This is a genomic window from Streptomyces sp. NBC_00306 (genome assembly GCF_036169555.1).
GTDB classification, from domain to species: Bacteria; Actinomycetota; Actinomycetes; order Streptomycetales; family Streptomycetaceae; genus Streptomyces; species Streptomyces achmelvichensis.
In genome coordinates this window covers 4,565,349-4,582,465 of sequence record NZ_CP108032.1, presented here as the reverse complement: position 1 = coordinate 4,582,465, position 17,117 = coordinate 4,565,349, and the positions used below count along the sequence as shown (strand labels likewise).

Here is a 17,117-nt window from a genome sequence, read left to right as displayed (position 1 = left end):
TCACCCGCCGGTGCCGGTCGGGGCAGTCCGCCTACGGCAGCAGCCCCCTGAGCGGGAACACCGTCCGCCGCGTCGCCAGCACCGCCTGGTCCAGACGGTCCGCCGGGTCGTAACCCGCCTCCCACTCGCGCCACGTCGGCGTACGGCCGTCCGTCATCCGTCCCGGCCCCAGCTGACGCGTCCGCGCGTACACCTCGTCCCGCCACGTCGACGGGATCACCGACTCCGGGTCCACCGGCGCATGTCCGGCGATCCCCACCAGATGCGTCCACGACCTGGGGACCACGTCCACCACCGCGTACCCGCCGCCCCCGAGCGCGACCCACCGGCCGCCGTCCACATGGTCGTGGGCCAGCGCATGGCACGACTCCTGTACCGCCCGCTGTGCGTCCAACGACACCGCCAGATGCGCCAGCGGGTCCTCGAAGTGCGTGTCCGCCCCGTGCTGCGTCACCAGGACGTCCGGCCTGAAGTCGGCCAGCAGCTCCGGCACCACCGCATGGAACGCCCGCAGCCAGCCCTCGTCGCCGGTCCCGGCCGGCAGCGCCAGATTGACCGCGCTGCCCGCCGCCGCACCGTCCCCGCCGGTCTCCTCCGGCCAGCCGGTACCGGGGAACAGCATCCGCGGATGCTCGTGCATCGAGATCGTTAGCACCCGCGGATCGTCCCAGAACGCCGCCTGGACGCCGTCCCCGTGGTGCACATCCACATCGACGTACGCGACCCGCTCCGCACCCAGCTCCAGCAGCCGCGCGATCGCCAGCGACGCGTCGTTGTAGATGCAGAACCCCGAGGCCGCACCGGGCATCGCATGGTGCAGACCGCCCGCGAAGTTCACCGCGTGCGCGGCCTCACCCCGCCAGACCGCCTCCGCGGCCCCGACCGACTGCCCCGCGATCAGCGCGGACGCCTCGTGCATCCCCGCGAAGGCCGGATCGTCCATCGTGCCGAGCCCGTACGACTGGTCCGCCGACTTCGGGTCCGCCGAAGCCGCCCGGACCGCCGCCACATAGTCCTCACGGTGCACGAGCCGGAGCGTGGAGTCCCCGGCGGACTTCGCGGACACCACGTCCAGCGCACGGTCCAGCCCGTACGCCCGCACCAACCCCATGGTCAGCGCGAGCCGCACCGGGTCCATCGGATGGCTGCTCCCGAAGTCATACTTCGTTACCGCCTCGTCCCACATCAACAATCCGCGGCCGCTCATGCCCGCCACCGTATCCGGCCGGCTCCGCGCCGAACGAGCGGGCGTACCGCAACGTCACCAGCACCAACACCATCGGCACGACCATCGCCCACCGATAGCTCCAGGCGTCCCCGAGCGCCCCGACGAGCGGTGAACCGACCAGGAATCCGACATAGTTGAAGACGTTGAGCCTGGCCACCGCCGCATCGCTCGCCCCGGGCCCCCCGGCCTCGACCGCCCGCCGTCCGGCCGCGGCGAACGTCTGCGGCACGATCACACACAACCCGAACCCCAGCAGGGTGAAGCCGAGAATCCCCACCGCGGGCCCGGGAGCCACCGCCACCACGGCGAACCCGGCCGCCGCCAGCACCGTCCCGCACCGCACGACCGCCACGGCACCGAACCGCCGCACGCCCAGGTCGCCCACCGCCCGGCCCAGCAGGGTCGTCACCATGTACGCGTTGTACGGGACGGTCGCGACCTCCTCCGAGCTCCCGAGCACGTCCTGCAGATACTTCGCGCTCCAGTTGGAGACCGTCGAGTCCCCGATGTAGGCGAACGCCATCACCAGGCAGAACGGCAGCAGCAACCGGAACCCGACACCCGCCCCGTCGCGCTCCCCCGCCTGCGCCTGTGTCTGCGGGACCGGCTCCTGGTCGGCGTACCACCGGCTCGCCACCAGCACCACCGGCAGCAGCACACCCACCACCGGCAGATACGAGACCAACAGCGACAGGTCCCAGTGCGCCCCCGCCCACGCCAGCGAGGCGCCGGCAATCCCACCGAGGCTGTACGCCGCGTGGAAACCGAGCATGATGCTGCGTCCGTACGCCCGCTGAAGGCTCACCCCGAGCATGTTCATGGACGCGTCCAGCGCACCCACCGCGAGCCCGAAGACCCCGAGGGAGACCGCGACCTGCCACACGTCGGTCCCGGCGGCGACCCCCAGCAGCGCCAGCATCACCACCGGCTGGGACCACCGCAGTACGGCACTGGGGGCGATCCGCCGCACCAGCCGCTCGGTGACCACGCTCCCCGCACCGGCGAGAATCGGCACCGCCGCGAGGAAGACGGGCAGCAGGGCGTCGGATATCCCGTACCGGTCCTGCACCGCAGGTATACGCGTCACGAGCAGCGCGAACGCCACTCCCTGCGCGAAGAAGCTCAACGCCAACGAGGCGCGACCACGCCGCAACCGCTGCCCCAACCGCGCATCCGTCATGGCCGGACAGCGTAGGCCGATGCCCTACCCAGCGGTAGATCGATCACGCAACCAATCGGCCGGATCAGACGAGCAGTTCGGGCAGCTCGGCCATGGACCCGAAGTACCCCTTCGCACCGGCCAGCTTCTCGGCGGCCGTCATCGCGGTGAACCCGTAGACATCCATGCCGGCCGCCTTCGCCGCGGTCACTCCGAGCGGGCTGTCCTCCACGACGACACAGCGCTCCGGGGCAACACCCATCCGCTCGGCCGCGTGCAGAAACAGATCCGGCTCCGGCTTCCCCCGGCCCACGTCCTGCGCACTGAAGACATTGCCCTCACGGAACCACAGATCCAGCCCGGTCTTCCGGTGCCCGACGCGGATCCGCTCGTGGCTCCCCGACGACGCGACGCAGTACGGCACCCCTTCGGCCACCAGCTTCCCCAGCACCTCGGTCACTCCGTCGACAGCCACCAACTCCCGCTCGAAAGCGGCGAAGACACGAGCATGCAGCGTGTCGTCGAAGTCCTCGGGCAGTCGCTTACCGGTCCGCTCCAGCACGAGGTCGTGCACACGATGCACAGCCGCCCCCATGTAGTCACGCAGCGAGTCCTCGTACGAGGTGGGGTGCCCCAGCTCGGTCAGGTAGCCGGCGAGGATGGTGTTCGAGATCGGCTCACTGTCGACAAGCACACCGTCGTTGTCGAAGATGACCAGTTCATAGCGCATGGCCCCACCCTAAGGAGCCTCAGGCGGGCCCCACGCGGCGCACTGCGTCCAGGCCTCCGGTCAGCAGGTCCTCGTGGTCGACGACGAAGTCCCCGTTGGGCATGGCCCCCTCGAAGCGACGGCCCACCACGGTGTCCGGCAGGAACTCCCGCAGCCGGTGCCGCATCCCCACCCGGTAGTCGACGACCCCGCCCCACAGACCGGTGGCCTCGTCCGTCCCGAACAGCACCCAGTGGTCGACCTCCACCTCGGCCTCGAGGTCGGGAGCCCCACCGGTGTGACAGTCCAGCGCCGGAAGCGCCAACTGCCCGGCGTCGAGTGGCTCGTACCACATGAGCAGGGGCTTGGCCCGCTGCGCCTGTGCGTTGTCGAAGCAGCACAGGGCGATGGTGTGCGTCGGGTACCGCTCCGCGTAGAACGCGAACAGCTCGGGTGTGAGGGCCGGCCGCCGGTGCGCGGGCACCTGGCCGAGCGCCGCGGGGATGAGGGCCGGGTCGGAGGCCAGGACGACGGTGTAGACGTCGTGCTCGAAGACATGGACCGCGCGGGTCCGGTCGTCGTCCCCCATCCAGTCCATGACCGCCGGCGCCGACGCCGGGACGGGCCGCACGGCATCGACCATGCGCTCCAGGATGTCGGCGTCCCGCCCGACGTCGATGAAGTGGTCCGGGGTCATGTGCACGGCCGGCAGATGGAGAACCATCGCATTAGGCCCGGCGGACAGGTTCTCCGCGGTGTTCTGATATCCGATGACATGGATCAGCCCGTGATCCGGATGATTGCGCCGTCCCGCATAGAGAGTCGTCCCGGAGAACATCGCTTCGGCCGCCGATATGCACATGCCGCCAATGTACTGAGGCACTGCTCAGCGTCTGACGCACAACGCAAAAATGCCTCAACCCCCGGACATGGTCCGGGGGTTGAGGCTAAAAATTGTTCGGCGGCGTCCTACTCTCCCACAGGGTCCCCCCTGCAGTACCATCGGCGCTGAAAGGCTTAGCTTCCGGGTTCGGAATGTAACCGGGCGTTTCCCTAACGCAATGACCACCGAAACACTATGAAGATATCGACCCGGAACCCACACAGACGGGGGTTCGACAGTTCGTTACTTCAGAACTAACACAGTGGACGCGAGCAACTGAGGACAAGCCCTCGGCCTATTAGTACCGGTCAACTCCACCCATTACTGGGCTTCCATATCCGGCCTATCAACCCAGTCGTCTACTGGGAGCCTTACCCTCTCAAGGAGGTGGGAATACTCATCTCGAAGCAGGCTTCCCGCTTAGATGCTTTCAGCGGTTATCCCTCCCGAACGTAGCCAACCAGCCATGCCCTTGGCAGGACAACTGGCACACCAGAGGTTCGTCCGTCCCGGTCCTCTCGTACTAGGGACAGCCCTTCTCAATATTCCTACGCGCACAGCGGATAGGGACCGAACTGTCTCACGACGTTCTAAACCCAGCTCGCGTACCGCTTTAATGGGCGAACAGCCCAACCCTTGGGACCGACTCCAGCCCCAGGATGCGACGAGCCGACATCGAGGTGCCAAACCATCCCGTCGATATGGACTCTTGGGGAAGATCAGCCTGTTATCCCCGGGGTACCTTTTATCCGTTGAGCGACGGCGCTTCCACAAGCCACCGCCGGATCACTAGTCCCGACTTTCGTCCCTGCTCGACCCGTCGGTCTCACAGTCAAGCTCCCTTGTGCACTTACACTCAACACCTGATTGCCAACCAGGCTGAGGGAACCTTTGGGCGCCTCCGTTACCCTTTGGGAGGCAACCGCCCCAGTTAAACTACCCATCAGACACTGTCCCTGATCCGGATCACGGACCCAGGTTAGACATCCAGCACGACCAGAGTGGTATTTCAACGATGACTCCACAACCACTGGCGTGGCCGCTTCACAGTCTCCCACCTATCCTACACAAGCCGAACCGAACACCAATATCAAACTGTAGTAAAGGTCCCGGGGTCTTTCCGTCCTGCTGCGCGAAACGAGCATCTTTACTCGTAGTGCAATTTCACCGGGCCTATGGTTGAGACAGTCGAGAAGTCGTTACGCCATTCGTGCAGGTCGGAACTTACCCGACAAGGAATTTCGCTACCTTAGGATGGTTATAGTTACCACCGCCGTTTACTGGCGCTTAAGTTCTCAGCTTCGCACGCCCGAAAGCGTACTAACCGGTCCCCTTAACGTTCCAGCACCGGGCAGGCGTCAGTCCGTATACATCGCCTTACGGCTTCGCACGGACCTGTGTTTTTAGTAAACAGTCGCTTCTCGCTGGTCTCTGCGGCCACCCCCAGCTCGAGGAGCAAGTCCTCTCACCAGTGATGGCCCCCCTTCTCCCGAAGTTACGGGGGCATTTTGCCGAGTTCCTTAACCATAGTTCACCCGAACGCCTCGGTATTCTCTACCTGACCACCTGAGTCGGTTTAGGGTACGGGCCGCCATGAAACTCGCTAGAGGCTTTTCTCGACAGCATAGGATCATCCACTTCACCACAATCGGCTCGGCATCAGGTCTCAGCCTTAACGAGGGACGGATTTGCCTACCCCTCGGCCTACACCCTTACCCCGGGACTACCACCGCCCGGGCTGGACTACCTTCCTGCGTCACCCCATCGCTTACCTACTACCACCTTGGATCGCCGGCTCCACCACTTTCCTTTCCCCGAAGGGTCCGGAACGGCTTCACGGGCTTAGCATTAATGGGCTCGATATTGGGCGTTTCAAAGCGGGTACCGGAATATCAACCGGTTGTCCATCGACTACGCCTGTCGGCCTCGCCTTAGGTCCCGACTTACCCTGGGCAGATCAGCTTGACCCAGGAACCCTTAGTCAATCGGCGCACACGTTTCTCACGTGTGTATCGCTACTCATGCCTGCATTCTCACTCGTGAACCGTCCACCACTGCCTTCCGGCGCGGCTTCACCCGGCACACGACGCTCCCCTACCCATCCGTACTCCCGTTGGGGATATGTGTACGAATGACACGACTTCGGCGGTACGCTTGAGCCCCGCTACATTGTCGGCGCGGAATCACTTGACCAGTGAGCTATTACGCACTCTTTCAAGGGTGGCTGCTTCTAAGCCAACCTCCTGGTTGTCTCTGCGACTCCACATCCTTTCCCACTTAGCGTACGCTTAGGGGCCTTAGTCGATGCTCTGGGCTGTTTCCCTCTCGACCATGGAGCTTATCCCCCACAGTCTCACTGCCGTGCTCTCACTTACCGGCATTCGGAGTTTGGCTAAGGTCAGTAACCCGGTAGGGCCCATCGCCTATCCAGTGCTCTACCTCCGGCAAGAAACACACGACGCTGCACCTAAATGCATTTCGGGGAGAACCAGCTATCACGGAGTTTGATTGGCCTTTCACCCCTAACCACAGGTCATCCCCCAGGTTTTCAACCCTGGTGGGTTCGGTCCTCCACGACCTCTTACAGCCGCTTCAACCTGCCCATGGCTAGATCACTCCGCTTCGGGTCTTGAGCGCGCTACTATGTCGCCCTATTCGGACTCGCTTTCGCTACGGCTTCCCCACACGGGTTAACCTCGCAACACACCGCAAACTCGCAGGCTCATTCTTCAAAAGGCACGCAGTCACGACGCAAGGAACAAGTTCCTCGCGCGACGCTCCCACGGCTTGTAGGCACACGGTTTCAGGTACTATTTCACTCCGCTCCCGCGGTACTTTTCACCATTCCCTCACGGTACTATCCGCTATCGGTCACCAGGGAATATTTAGGCTTAACGGGTGGTCCCGCCAGATTCACACGGGATTTCTCGGGCCCCGTGCTACTTGGGTGTCTCTTAAACGAGCCGCATGAATTTCAGCTACGGGGGTCTTACCCTCTACGCCGGACCTTTCGCATGTCCTTCGCCTATCCATACGGTTTCTGACTCGTCTCACCGCCGGCAGACGATGATAAAGAGATCCCACAACCCCGCATGCGCAACCCCTGCCGGGTATCACACGCATACGGTTTGGCCTCATCCGGTTTCGCTCGCCACTACTCCCGGAATCACGGTTGTTTTCTCTTCCTGAGGGTACTGAGATGTTTCACTTCCCCTCGTTCCCTCCACACTGCCTATGTGTTCAGCAGCGGGTGACAGCCCATGACGACTGCCGGGTTTCCCCATTCGGAAACCCCCGGATCAAAGCCTGGTTGACGACTCCCCGGGGACTATCGTGGCCTCCCACGTCCTTCATCGGTTCCTGGTGCCAAGGCATCCACCGTGCGCCCTTAAAAACTTGGCCACAGATGCTCGCGTCCACTGTGCAGTTCTCAAGCAACGACCAGCCACCCACCACCCCGCTGAAAACAGCGAGTTCACTGGGGCCGGCATCGCGAAGGTTCAGACAACTTTCTGCCCGTACCCTCAGATACCCAACAGCGCGCCCGGCACAATCAACCCTCCGCCGCGTTCCACACTCCGAAGAGCAGTACTGACAACCGGATGACCGATCGTGCCGAATAGTCAACGTTCCACCCATGAGCTGACCACCGTCGAACATTTGCCGACGTAGTGGCTCTGGATCTCTTGCGAGATCTAGATGCTCCTTAGAAAGGAGGTGATCCAGCCGCACCTTCCGGTACGGCTACCTTGTTACGACTTCGTCCCAATCGCCAGTCCCACCTTCGACAGCTCCCTCCCACAAGGGGTTGGGCCACCGGCTTCGGGTGTTACCGACTTTCGTGACGTGACGGGCGGTGTGTACAAGGCCCGGGAACGTATTCACCGCAGCAATGCTGATCTGCGATTACTAGCAACTCCGACTTCATGGGGTCGAGTTGCAGACCCCAATCCGAACTGAGACCGGCTTTTTGAGATTCGCTCCGCCTCGCGGCATCGCAGCTCATTGTACCGGCCATTGTAGCACGTGTGCAGCCCAAGACATAAGGGGCATGATGACTTGACGTCGTCCCCACCTTCCTCCGAGTTGACCCCGGCAGTCTCCTGTGAGTCCCCATCACCCCGAAGGGCATGCTGGCAACACAGAACAAGGGTTGCGCTCGTTGCGGGACTTAACCCAACATCTCACGACACGAGCTGACGACAGCCATGCACCACCTGTCACCCGACCACAAGGGGGGCACCATCTCTGATGCTTTCCGGGCGATGTCAAGCCTTGGTAAGGTTCTTCGCGTTGCGTCGAATTAAGCCACATGCTCCGCTGCTTGTGCGGGCCCCCGTCAATTCCTTTGAGTTTTAGCCTTGCGGCCGTACTCCCCAGGCGGGGAACTTAATGCGTTAGCTGCGGCACCGACGACGTGGAATGTCGCCAACACCTAGTTCCCAACGTTTACGGCGTGGACTACCAGGGTATCTAATCCTGTTCGCTCCCCACGCTTTCGCTCCTCAGCGTCAGTAATGGCCCAGAGATCCGCCTTCGCCACCGGTGTTCCTCCTGATATCTGCGCATTTCACCGCTACACCAGGAATTCCGATCTCCCCTACCACACTCTAGCTAGCCCGTATCGAATGCAGACCCGGGGTTAAGCCCCGGGCTTTCACATCCGACGTGACAAGCCGCCTACGAGCTCTTTACGCCCAATAATTCCGGACAACGCTTGCGCCCTACGTATTACCGCGGCTGCTGGCACGTAGTTAGCCGGCGCTTCTTCTGCAGGTACCGTCACTTTCGCTTCTTCCCTGCTGAAAGAGGTTTACAACCCGAAGGCCGTCATCCCTCACGCGGCGTCGCTGCATCAGGCTTTCGCCCATTGTGCAATATTCCCCACTGCTGCCTCCCGTAGGAGTCTGGGCCGTGTCTCAGTCCCAGTGTGGCCGGTCGCCCTCTCAGGCCGGCTACCCGTCGTCGCCTTGGTAGGCCATCACCCCACCAACAAGCTGATAGGCCGCGGGCTCATCCTTCACCGCCGGAGCTTTCAACCCCTCCCCATGCAGGAAGGAGTGTTATCCGGTATTAGACCCCGTTTCCAGGGCTTGTCCCAGAGTGAAGGGCAGATTGCCCACGTGTTACTCACCCGTTCGCCACTAATCCACCCCGAAGGGCTTCATCGTTCGACTTGCATGTGTTAAGCACGCCGCCAGCGTTCGTCCTGAGCCAGGATCAAACTCTCCATGAATGTTTTCCCGTAATCGGGATGAACACCACAAGAGCGGAACAGCCGATCGGAATAGGACCGACTGTTCACAGCGTCCTCGCTGTGTCATTGCCTACCAACCACAAGGGCCGGCAGGACTTTCAAAGGAACCTCGCCATCCGAAGATGGACGGGGTATCAACATATCTGGCGTTGACTTTTGGCACGCTGTTGAGTTCTCAAGGAACGGACGCTTCCTTTGTACTCACCCTCTCGGGCTTTCCTCCGGGCGCTTCCCTTCGGTCTTGCGTTTCCGACTCTATCAGACTCTTTCGTGTCCGATTCCCCAGTCGGCGGGGCTGCTTTCCGGCCTTTCGGCTTTCCGGCGATTCCGACTCTATCAGATCCTTTCGGGCCTGATTCCCGGTCGAACTCGGGTTGTCATTCCGGCTGTTGGGCCGTTCCGACGAGTGAGACTTTAGCGGAATCATCCGCCCCGACGCTAATCGGGGCTGCGTCCGTTCGAACGCAGATTCCTCATTTCGCAAACGCGCACAGAAAGACAAGCGACGAAGTGTCGCTCGCTCGTAGTGTGTCCTGCGGAATGGCTGTCCGGGGACCAACCGAAGTCGGTGCTCACGTCGGACAACTCGGAGAACACTACGTACCCGCGTTTGCCGTGTCAACCGGCGCCCGGTGCCGTAGCCTCTGCTGCATGACCTCGCGTACGTGCTTCCTTCAGTGGTGGGCCGCCTGACGGCGGCCGGCACGCACGTATGCACCCAACGGCCGCCGCCTCGGCGGCCGTTTTCGTTTCTCCCTCCCCTGGGGGCCGGCCGCTCGGTGCGGCGGCTCCGATCAGGAGACGGAGAACGTGATGACGCGGATCTTCAGCGGGATCAAGCCGACAGGGCACCTCACGCTGGGCAACTACCTCGGGGCACTGCGGCGGTGGGTCGAGGTCGACCAGCATGAGACGGACGCGCTGTTCAGCGTCGTCGATCTGCACGCTCTGACGATCGAGCACGATCCCGCGCGGGTGCGCAGACTCAGCAGGCAGGCGGCCACGATGATGCTGGCCGCGGGGCTGGATCCGCAGCTGTGCACCCTGTTCGTACAGAGCCATGTGGACGAACACACCCGGCTCTCGTATCTGCTGGAGTGCACGGCCACGGACGGCGAGCTGCGGCGGATGATCCAGTACAAGGAGAAGGGCGCGCTGGCTCGGGCGGCCGGACAGAGCGTGCGGGTGTCCCTGCTGACGTATCCCGCGCTGATGGCGGCCGACATCCTGGCCTACGGGACGGACGAGGTCCCTGTGGGTGAGGACCAGACGCAGCATGTGGAGCTGGCCAGGGATCTCGCCGTGCGGTTCAACCAGCGGTACGGGCACACCTTCACGGTGCCGAAGGCGACGCATCCGTCGGTCGCGGCGCGGGTCATGGACCTTCAGGACCCCACGTCGAAGATGGGGAAGTCGCACGAGCCGGGCGCCGGAATCATCTATCTCCTCGACGACGCGGACGTGGTGCGCAAGAAGATCATGCGCGCGGTGACGGACAGCGGCAGCGAGGTCGCGTACGACCGGGAGAACAGTCCGGGCGTCGCGAATCTCCTGGAGATCCTGGCGTCCTGTTCCGGTGGGAACCCGATCGAGCTGGCCGGTGTATACGAGTCGTACGGGGCCTTGAAGAAGGACACGGCCGACGCGGTGGTGGAGCTGCTGAGGCCGATCAGGGAGCGCTATGCCGAGCTGGCGGCGGACGCGGGACACGTCGACGAGGTGGTGAGGAAGGGAGCGGAGCGGGCCAGGGGGATGGCCCGGCCGAGGGTGAACGCCGCCTATGAGGCGATCGGGCTGCTTCCCGGGTAGCCGGCCGGGTCCGTTCACCGCCGTGGCGCCGCGGCGGTGAACGGAGCGACGAGGGAAGCGCGGCGGTCAGCCGTTGCCGGAGGCGAGCTCGCGGCTGCGGTCGCGGGCCGCCTCGATGGCGGCGATCAGGGCGGCGCGCACACCGTGGTTCTCGAGTTCGCGGATGGCGCTGATCGTGGTGCCCGCGGGGGAGGTGACGGCTTCTCGGAGCTTGACGGGGTGTTCGCCGCTGTCGCGAAGCATGATGGCGGCGCCGATGGCGGCCTGCACGATGAGGTCGTGGGCCTGGGCGCGGGGCAGGCCGAGGAGGATGCCGGCGTCGGTCATGGCCTCGACGAGGAAGTAGAAGTACGCCGGTCCCGATCCGGACAGGGCGGTGGCCGCGTCCTGCTGGGACTCGGGGACCCGCAGCGTCTTGCCGACGCCGCCGAAGATCTCCTCGGCGTGGGCGAGGTGGCCGGCGGTGGCGTGGTTGCCGGCGGAGATCACGGACATGCCCTCGTCGACAAGCACGGGGGTGTTGGGCATGACACGGACGACGGGGGTGCCTGCGGCCAGGCGCTCCTCGATGAAGGAGGTGGGGATGCCGGCCGCGGCGCTGATGATGAGCCGGTCCGCGGTGATGTGGGGCGCGAGTTCGTCGAGAAGCTTGCCCATGTCCTGGGGCTTCACGGCCAGGATGAGGATGTCGGCCCGCTTGGCGGCTTCGGCGTTGGTGACCGGCTCGACGCCGTAGCGGGTACGGAGCTCCGTGGCGCGGTCGGAGCGACGGGTGGTGACCAGCAGGTCGGCGGACCGCCAGCCGGCACGGATCATGCCGCTGAGGAGTGCCTCGCCGATCTTGCCCGTGCCGAGGACTGCGACTGTCTGGGTCATGGATCTGTTCACCTCGCCGGTGGGGATATGTGCGCTCATCCTCGCACCGGGGGCGTACCGGCGCCGGGGCGTCCGAGGGGCGGTACGGGTGGTGAGCCCCGTGCCGCGCCCCCGGACGCCGGTCCGTCCGGCGCCTGGTCCGTCCGGCGTTTGGTCCGTCCGGCGTTTGGTCCGTTCGGCGTCTGGTCCGTCGGCGCCCGGTTCCTTCGGCGCCCGGTCGGGAGGCGATCAGGATCCGGTCAGGCGTTGAGGGCGCTGCGGGAGCGCCACTCGTTCCAGGAGAGGTTCCAGTCGCCGTAGCCGTTGCCGGGGGCCACCTGGTCCTTGGAGTTCACGACGCGGACGACGTCGCCGGGGATGACCTGCTCGTAGAACCGGCGGGCGGTGCCGTCGTCGGCGAGGCCGACGCAGCCGTGGGTGACGTTGGCCTCGCCGGCGTAGACGTTCGCCCGCTTGTTCTCGTGGAGGTAGGTGCCCGACGTGGTCAGGTGCACGGCGTAGCCGTACCAGCCGCGGTAGGGGTCGGCGATGTTGACCGTGCGCGAGTCCATGAGGACCTTGCGCTGCTTGTCGAGGACGACCATGGTGCCGTTCCACGTGTCGTAGGGCGGGCGGCCCGCGGTGATCGGGATCTTCTGCGTGGGGGCGCCGTCCTTGACGACGGTCATCCGGTGGGTGCGCACGTCGACCGTGGCCACCAGGGAGCGGGCGATGGTGAAGGACCGGGAGATCTCGGGGCCGGCCTGGACGCTGACCTCGGTGTCCGGCCTCCAGAACGTACGGGGACGGAAGTCGACCCGCTGGCCCAGGTGGTGGTTGTGGTCCTTGATCCAGGCCCAGGCGCCGTCGACACCGGGGTCGGCGGTGACCTTGAGCTGCCGTTCCACATCGGCGCGCTCGGCCCGGGGCACGGGCTGGGCGAAGGTCACCGATATGGGCATGCCGACGCCGACGCGTGCGCCGTCGGTGATGTTGACGGAGGCCGCGGCGAGGTGGCCGAGGGTGGTGGGCGACACCGGGGTCGCCGTGGGCTTCGGCTTCGCGGGGGCGGAAGCCGTGGCTTCGGGGCGCTCGGCGGCGGCCGCGTCCGGCAGTACGCCGGTGTCCGAGCAGCCGGTGAGCGCGAGTGCGCAGGCCATACCGAGTACGGCGGCGGCGATGTGTCGTCGCATGAGTGTCCTCCCCCTGGGCCGGCTGGTCATCAGCCGGAGCGTGTCCGGCTTCTGTACGCACGGCGGGAGGCTCGGGTTGCACGTCGGGAAGACGGTTTTCCGTGGAACCGCGGAAGGGTGAGGGCTGTCCTACCGCTCGTGACCGAGGAGGAGTTCGACACCTTCTACGCGACCGCTTTCCCCCGGTTGGTGGGGCAGCTGTACGCGCTGACGGGTGATCACGGCGAGGCGCAGGATGTCGTCCAGGAGGCGTTCGTCCGTGCCTGGGACCGTCGTGCCTCCCTTCTGGCGGACGAGGCCCCCGAGGCGTGGATCCGTACGGTCGCGATGCGGCTCGCGGTGAGCCGGTGGCGCCGGGCGAAGCGGTGGGTGGAGCTGGTGCGCCACCAGGCGCCTGTGGACCGGATGCCGGGCCCCGGTCCGGAACACACCATGCTCGTGCAGGCGTTGCGGCAGCTGCCGGAGCCCCAGCGGCAGGCGGTGGTGCTGCATCATCTGTGCGATCTGAGCGTCGAGCAGATCGCGGCGGAGACGGGGTCCCCGACAGGGACCGTCAAGGCCCGGCTGTCGCGTGGGCGTGCCGCTCTCGCCAAACTGTTGTCTCCGGGTGAGCCCGCGGACGAGAGGGAGGGCAGCCGTGTCTGAGCACGAGCCGGACGAACTGGGTTCCGCGCTGCGGGTGCTGGCCGCCGATGCTTCGGTGCCGCCGACCCTGTCGGGCGGGCAGATCCGGCGGCGCGGTGAGGCGCGCGGGCGACGCCGACGGGCTGCCGTGGCCACGACCGCGGTCGTTGTGCTGGGCATGGGTGCCGCGGTGGGGGTGCCGTGGGTGATGGACGGGAGCAAGGAGGTCCGGCGGCCGGTGGCTACCGAAGCGCCGAACCCGTCGTTGACGGCTCCCGTGCCTGCGTCCGCCCCTGCCCGCATCGACCTCCGTAGGAAGGTGCTGACCTTCGGGCCGGCCGGTGAGAAGCTCCGGTCCTTCCGTCTGACGATGAGGGACGACGTCACCGCGGGCAGCGCGAAGGTCAAGTACAAGGATCCGAGGCGGAAGATCCCCGTGTCGCTGTCGGCCCCGCCGGACAGCGGGTACAACATCGAGGCGAGCTGGGTGGTGGAGCTCTCGCTGCCGAGCGGCGAGGTGCTGTATCTGTTCGCGGACGACGCCTCCGGCAGCCCCATGAACCGGAGTGTGCTGCGGGTGCCTGCCGCCGATGCCGGGTGGGTCTACGACCGGCTGAACGTCGGCGACACCGTCACACTGAAGTAGAAGCGTCAGGCCGTACGGCGGCGCAGGGTCGCCGCGCCGAGCGCCAGCACCAGGACCGCGCAGGCCGCCACGATCAGCACGTCGCGGATGAAGTCACCCGTGGCGTCCGGATGGTGCAGCACCTCGGTCATGGCGTCGACGGCGTACGACATGGGCAGGACGTTCGAGATCCCCTCCAGGACGGGCTGCATCTGGTCGCGTGCCGTGAACAGACCGCAGAGCAGCAGCTGCGGGAAGATCACCGCCGGCATGAACTGCACCGCCTGGAATTCGGAGGCGGCGAAGGCCGAGACGAAGAGGCCGAGTGCCGTGCCGAGCAGGGCGTCGAGCAGCGCGACGAGGAGCAGCAGCCAGGGCGAGCCGACGACGTCCAGGCCCAGTACCCACAGCGCGAGGCCGGTGGCGAGGAGGGACTGGACGACGGCGACGAGGCCGAAGGCCAGGGCGTAGCCGGCGATCAGATCGCCCTTGCCGAGCGGCATCGCGAGCAGTCGTTCCAGGGTGCCGGAGGTGCGCTCGCGCAAAGTGGCGATGGAGGCCACCAGGAACATCGTGATCAGCGGGAAGATGCCGAGCAGCGAGGCGCCGATGGAGTCGAAGGTCCGCTCGCTGCCGTCGAAGACGTAGCGCAGCAGGAAGAGCATCACGCACGGGACGAGGACCATCAGGGCGATGGACCGGCGGTCGTGGCGCAGTTGACGCAGGACGCGGCCGGCGGTGGCGAGGGTGCGGGCGGTGCTCATCGGGCGTTCTCCTGGATGGCGTCGGTCGAAGCGGTCTCCTGCCGGGCGTCACCGGCGAGCCCGCGGGCATCGGCCTGGTCGACCAGGTGCAGGAAGGCGGCCTCGACCGTCTCGGAACGGGTACGGAACCGCAGGTCGTCGGGGGTGTCCTCGGCGAGGATCTCGCCTTCGCGCATGAGGAGGAGGCGGTGGCAGCGTTCGGCTTCGTCCATCACATGGGAGGAGACGAGGATCGTCGTGCCGCGTTCGTCGGCGAGGCGGTGGAAGAGGTCCCACAGATCGCGGCGCAGGACGGGGTCGAGGCCGACGGTCGGTTCGTCGAGCACCAGCAGTTCGGGGGTGCCGAGGAGGGCGACGGCCAGCGAGACGCGGCTGCGCTGGCCGCCGGAGAGCCGTCCGGCGAGGGAGTCGGCGTGGGAGACGAGGTCGACGTCGGCGATGGCCCGGCCGACGTGCTCCTGGCGGGCGTCGCGGTGCCGGCGCCCCGGCTCCAGGACCGAGGCGAAGTACTCGAGGTTCTGGCGCACCGTCAGGTCGTCGTAGACCGACGGTGCCTGGGTGACGTAGCCGATACGCGAGCGGAGGGCTGCGTCGCCCGCGGGCCTGCCGAGGACGTCGAGCGTTCCGGTGACGTGGGCCTGTGTTCCGACGAGTGCGCGCATGAGGGTCGATTTGCCGCAGCCGGACGGTCCGAGCAGGCCGGTGATCCGGCCGGTCGTGACGGTGAAGTCGACACCCCGCAGGACGGTGCGGTCCCCTCGTACGACGGTGAGGCCGCGGGCCACTACGGCAACCCCGGAAGAATTCATCATGTGATGAATAGTGCTCGCGGGAGCCCCCTCCGTCAAGAGACCGGGAGCGGCCGCCGCCGAGAGATGGGGGGCGGGTCAGGGCGATCCCTTATGGCGATTCGGGGGAAGGGCGGACGACCGTGGGCATATGAGCCACAACAGTGAGATCTCCAGGGCCGAGCAGCGGCGGCTCGCCGTCGCCTCGGCGACACTCGGGCCGTGGCGTGCGGCAGCGGCGGTCGGCGGACTGGGCGGCGGTGTCGCGCTCGCGCTGGGTGCGATCAGCGACGGCATCGGGCTCGGCCTGGTGGCCGGCTCGCTGTCGGTCGGACTGATGCTGTTCTTCATGGTCGGCGGGGCGGGCGCGGTGCTGGGCGGCCGACCGGAGACCGGCCACCCCTCCGACCGGCGGATACGGCGCTGGGCTGCGGCCCACCCGTGGCGGGTCGCCGTCGTGCCCGGCGCGCTGATGGCGGCCACCGATGTGGTGGTGCATCAGGCGCTCACGTCACAGGGGTTCTTCTCCGGCGTCTGGGACAGCCTGTGGAGGGGCCTGCTGGTGACGGGAGTCGTGGGACTGGTGGGGCGGTTCTCGCACCGCAAGGGGTGAGGAGGCGTCGGGCCGGTCCGGCTTCCTGGGCCGGGCCGCGTACCGCGTGAGCGCGTACTCGCCGCTACCGGCGGCGGGGCTTGCCGCCCTTGCTCTTGCGGGCGGCCGGGTTACCGGTGCGGGTCGCGCGGCGCTTCTCGTACCGGGCGCGGGCCGTCTCGTACTCCTCGCGGTGCAGCTTCTCGCCCGGCGCTTCGACGAGCGAGCGGAAGAAGTACGCCAGCAGGACGCCGACGAAGCCGATCGCCCGGAGGCTGCGCAGCGCGTCCGGGGTGGCCGCGCCGGTGGGCCGCCTGCTGAAGCCCTCCCACGTCTTGCGGAAGGCGATGGCGCTGCAGACCGCGAACATGACGACGACCAGCATGTTCACGAAGCCGCCGACCGCGGCGATCTCGAGGCCCTGGTAGGCGAACCGCAGCACCAGACAGGCGGCCACGGCGGCGAACAGCGAACCGGCGGCCGCGCCGGCCCGGCGCAGCCCGTAGCCCCCGTCGTGGCCGACCCAGGTCGTGCCGAAGAAACGGATGGGCTCGGGCTGCGGACCGGCGCCGGCCTGCTCACTGCTGTCACCCTGCACGCCGCCGCCGGTCTGCACGCTGCTGTCGCTCTG

General features: G+C 66.2%; 13 protein-coding genes and 3 rRNA genes. 4 read left to right on the top strand and 12 right to left on the bottom strand.

Annotation, left to right across the window (positions count from 1 at the left end):
* Positions 1-31: 31 nt before the first annotated feature.
* The 7 genes from OHA05_RS20425 to OHA05_RS20395 all read right to left on the bottom strand — a co-directional run bounded on the left by OHA05_RS20425 (position 32) and on the right by OHA05_RS20395 (position 9,215).
* Positions 32-1,207 (bottom strand): acetoin utilization protein AcuC, encoded by a 1,176-nt coding sequence (locus OHA05_RS20425; protein ID WP_328861372.1) that lies wholly within the window; start codon positions 1,205-1,207, stop codon positions 32-34.
* Positions 1,158-2,408 carry an MFS transporter gene (locus OHA05_RS20420; protein ID WP_328861371.1) on the bottom strand — a complete coding sequence of 417 codons (1,251 nt, stop codon included), beginning with the start codon at positions 2,406-2,408 and terminating at the stop codon, positions 1,158-1,160. Before OHA05_RS20420 ends, OHA05_RS20425 begins: the two co-directional genes overlap by 50 nt.
* Before the next feature lie 64 nt (positions 2,409-2,472).
* Positions 2,473-3,117 carry an HAD family hydrolase gene (locus OHA05_RS20415; protein WP_313944899.1) on the bottom strand — a complete coding sequence of 215 codons (645 nt, stop codon included), beginning with the start codon at positions 3,115-3,117 and terminating at the stop codon, positions 2,473-2,475.
* Positions 3,118-3,136: 19 nt separating this feature from the next.
* On the bottom strand, positions 3,137-3,958 hold the full coding sequence (locus OHA05_RS20410; protein ID WP_328861370.1) for a hypothetical protein: 822 nt from the start codon (positions 3,956-3,958) through the stop codon (positions 3,137-3,139).
* Positions 3,959-4,052: 94 nt separating this feature from the next.
* Positions 4,053-4,169, bottom strand: a 5S ribosomal RNA gene (gene rrf, locus OHA05_RS20405).
* An 88-nt stretch (positions 4,170-4,257) separates the two neighbouring features.
* Positions 4,258-7,381: ribosomal RNA gene (locus OHA05_RS20400) — 23S ribosomal RNA — on the bottom strand.
* Between the two features lie 308 nt (positions 7,382-7,689).
* Positions 7,690-9,215: ribosomal RNA gene (locus OHA05_RS20395) — 16S ribosomal RNA — on the bottom strand.
* Together the 16S, 23S and 5S rRNA genes form the textbook arrangement of a ribosomal RNA operon.
* An 834-nt stretch (positions 9,216-10,049) precedes the next feature.
* On the opposite strand from OHA05_RS20395, the gene trpS reads away from it, so the two are divergent.
* Positions 10,050-11,045, top strand: a complete 996-nt coding sequence (gene trpS / locus OHA05_RS20390; RefSeq protein ID WP_328861369.1) for a tryptophan--tRNA ligase — start codon at positions 10,050-10,052, stop codon at positions 11,043-11,045.
* Positions 11,046-11,111: 66 nt separating this feature from the next.
* Here trpS and proC read toward each other — a convergent pair whose 3' ends face one another.
* On the bottom strand, positions 11,112-11,921 hold the full coding sequence (gene proC / locus OHA05_RS20385; protein ID WP_313944902.1) for a pyrroline-5-carboxylate reductase: 810 nt from the start codon (positions 11,919-11,921) through the stop codon (positions 11,112-11,114).
* A gap of 239 nt (positions 11,922-12,160) precedes the next feature.
* On the bottom strand, positions 12,161-13,093 hold the full coding sequence (locus OHA05_RS20380; RefSeq protein ID WP_328861368.1) for a L,D-transpeptidase: 933 nt from the start codon (positions 13,091-13,093) through the stop codon (positions 12,161-12,163).
* Between the two features lie 138 nt (positions 13,094-13,231).
* Between OHA05_RS20380 and OHA05_RS20375 the strand changes: the two genes are divergently transcribed.
* Both OHA05_RS20375 and OHA05_RS20370 read left to right on the top strand, forming a co-directional pair.
* A complete protein-coding gene (locus tag OHA05_RS20375) occupies positions 13,232-13,738 on the top strand; it encodes a SigE family RNA polymerase sigma factor (protein ID WP_313944904.1) in 507 nt (168 codons plus the stop codon).
* A complete protein-coding gene (locus tag OHA05_RS20370) occupies positions 13,731-14,363 on the top strand; it encodes a hypothetical protein (protein ID WP_328861367.1) in 633 nt (210 codons plus the stop codon). Before OHA05_RS20375 ends, OHA05_RS20370 begins: the two co-directional genes overlap by 8 nt.
* Positions 14,364-14,368: 5 nt before the next feature.
* Here OHA05_RS20370 and OHA05_RS20365 read toward each other — a convergent pair whose 3' ends face one another.
* Complete coding sequence (locus OHA05_RS20365; RefSeq protein WP_313944906.1) at positions 14,369-15,106, bottom strand: ABC transporter permease; 738 nt, start codon at positions 15,104-15,106, stop codon at positions 14,369-14,371.
* Entirely contained in the window at positions 15,103-15,918 is an 816-nt protein-coding gene (locus tag OHA05_RS20360) for an ABC transporter ATP-binding protein (protein WP_328861366.1), read from the bottom strand. Before OHA05_RS20360 ends, OHA05_RS20365 begins: the two co-directional genes overlap by 4 nt.
* A 127-nt stretch (positions 15,919-16,045) precedes the next feature.
* Between OHA05_RS20360 and OHA05_RS20355 the strand changes: the two genes are divergently transcribed.
* The gene (locus OHA05_RS20355; RefSeq protein WP_313944908.1) at positions 16,046-16,507 is read left to right on the top strand and encodes a hypothetical protein; all 462 of its coding nucleotides are present in this window, start codon (positions 16,046-16,048) and stop codon (positions 16,505-16,507) included.
* 64 nt (positions 16,508-16,571) lie between these two features.
* Here OHA05_RS20355 and OHA05_RS20350 read toward each other — a convergent pair whose 3' ends face one another.
* A complete protein-coding gene (locus tag OHA05_RS20350; RefSeq protein ID WP_443043842.1) occupies positions 16,572-17,102 on the bottom strand; it encodes a hypothetical protein in 531 nt (176 codons plus the stop codon).
* Positions 17,103-17,117 lie beyond the last annotated feature (15 nt).

Bases quoted from the DNA above. Each gene is read 5' to 3' on its own strand.
- OHA05_RS20415 (WP_313944899.1), bottom strand. From the start codon at position 3,117: ATGCGCTATGAACTGGTCATCTTCGACAACGACGGTGTGCTTGTCGAC.
- OHA05_RS20360 (WP_328861366.1), bottom strand. From the start codon at position 15,918: ATGATGAATTCTTCCGGGGTTGCCGTAGTGGCCCGCGGCCTCACCGTC.
- OHA05_RS20365 (WP_313944906.1), bottom strand. From the start codon at position 15,106: ATGAGCACCGCCCGCACCCTCGCCACCGCCGGCCGCGTCCTGCGTCAA.
- OHA05_RS20425 (WP_328861372.1), bottom strand. From the start codon at position 1,207: ATGAGCGGCCGCGGATTGTTGATGTGGGACGAGGCGGTAACGAAGTAT.
- OHA05_RS20420 (WP_328861371.1), bottom strand. From the start codon at position 2,408: ATGACGGATGCGCGGTTGGGGCAGCGGTTGCGGCGTGGTCGCGCCTCG.
- OHA05_RS20355 (WP_313944908.1), top strand. From the start codon at position 16,046: ATGAGCCACAACAGTGAGATCTCCAGGGCCGAGCAGCGGCGGCTCGCC.
- trpS (WP_328861369.1), top strand. From the start codon at position 10,050: ATGACGCGGATCTTCAGCGGGATCAAGCCGACAGGGCACCTCACGCTG.
- OHA05_RS20380 (WP_328861368.1), bottom strand. From the start codon at position 13,093: ATGCGACGACACATCGCCGCCGCCGTACTCGGTATGGCCTGCGCACTC.
- proC (WP_313944902.1), bottom strand. From the start codon at position 11,921: ATGACCCAGACAGTCGCAGTCCTCGGCACGGGCAAGATCGGCGAGGCA.
- OHA05_RS20410 (WP_328861370.1), bottom strand. From the start codon at position 3,958: ATGTGCATATCGGCGGCCGAAGCGATGTTCTCCGGGACGACTCTCTAT.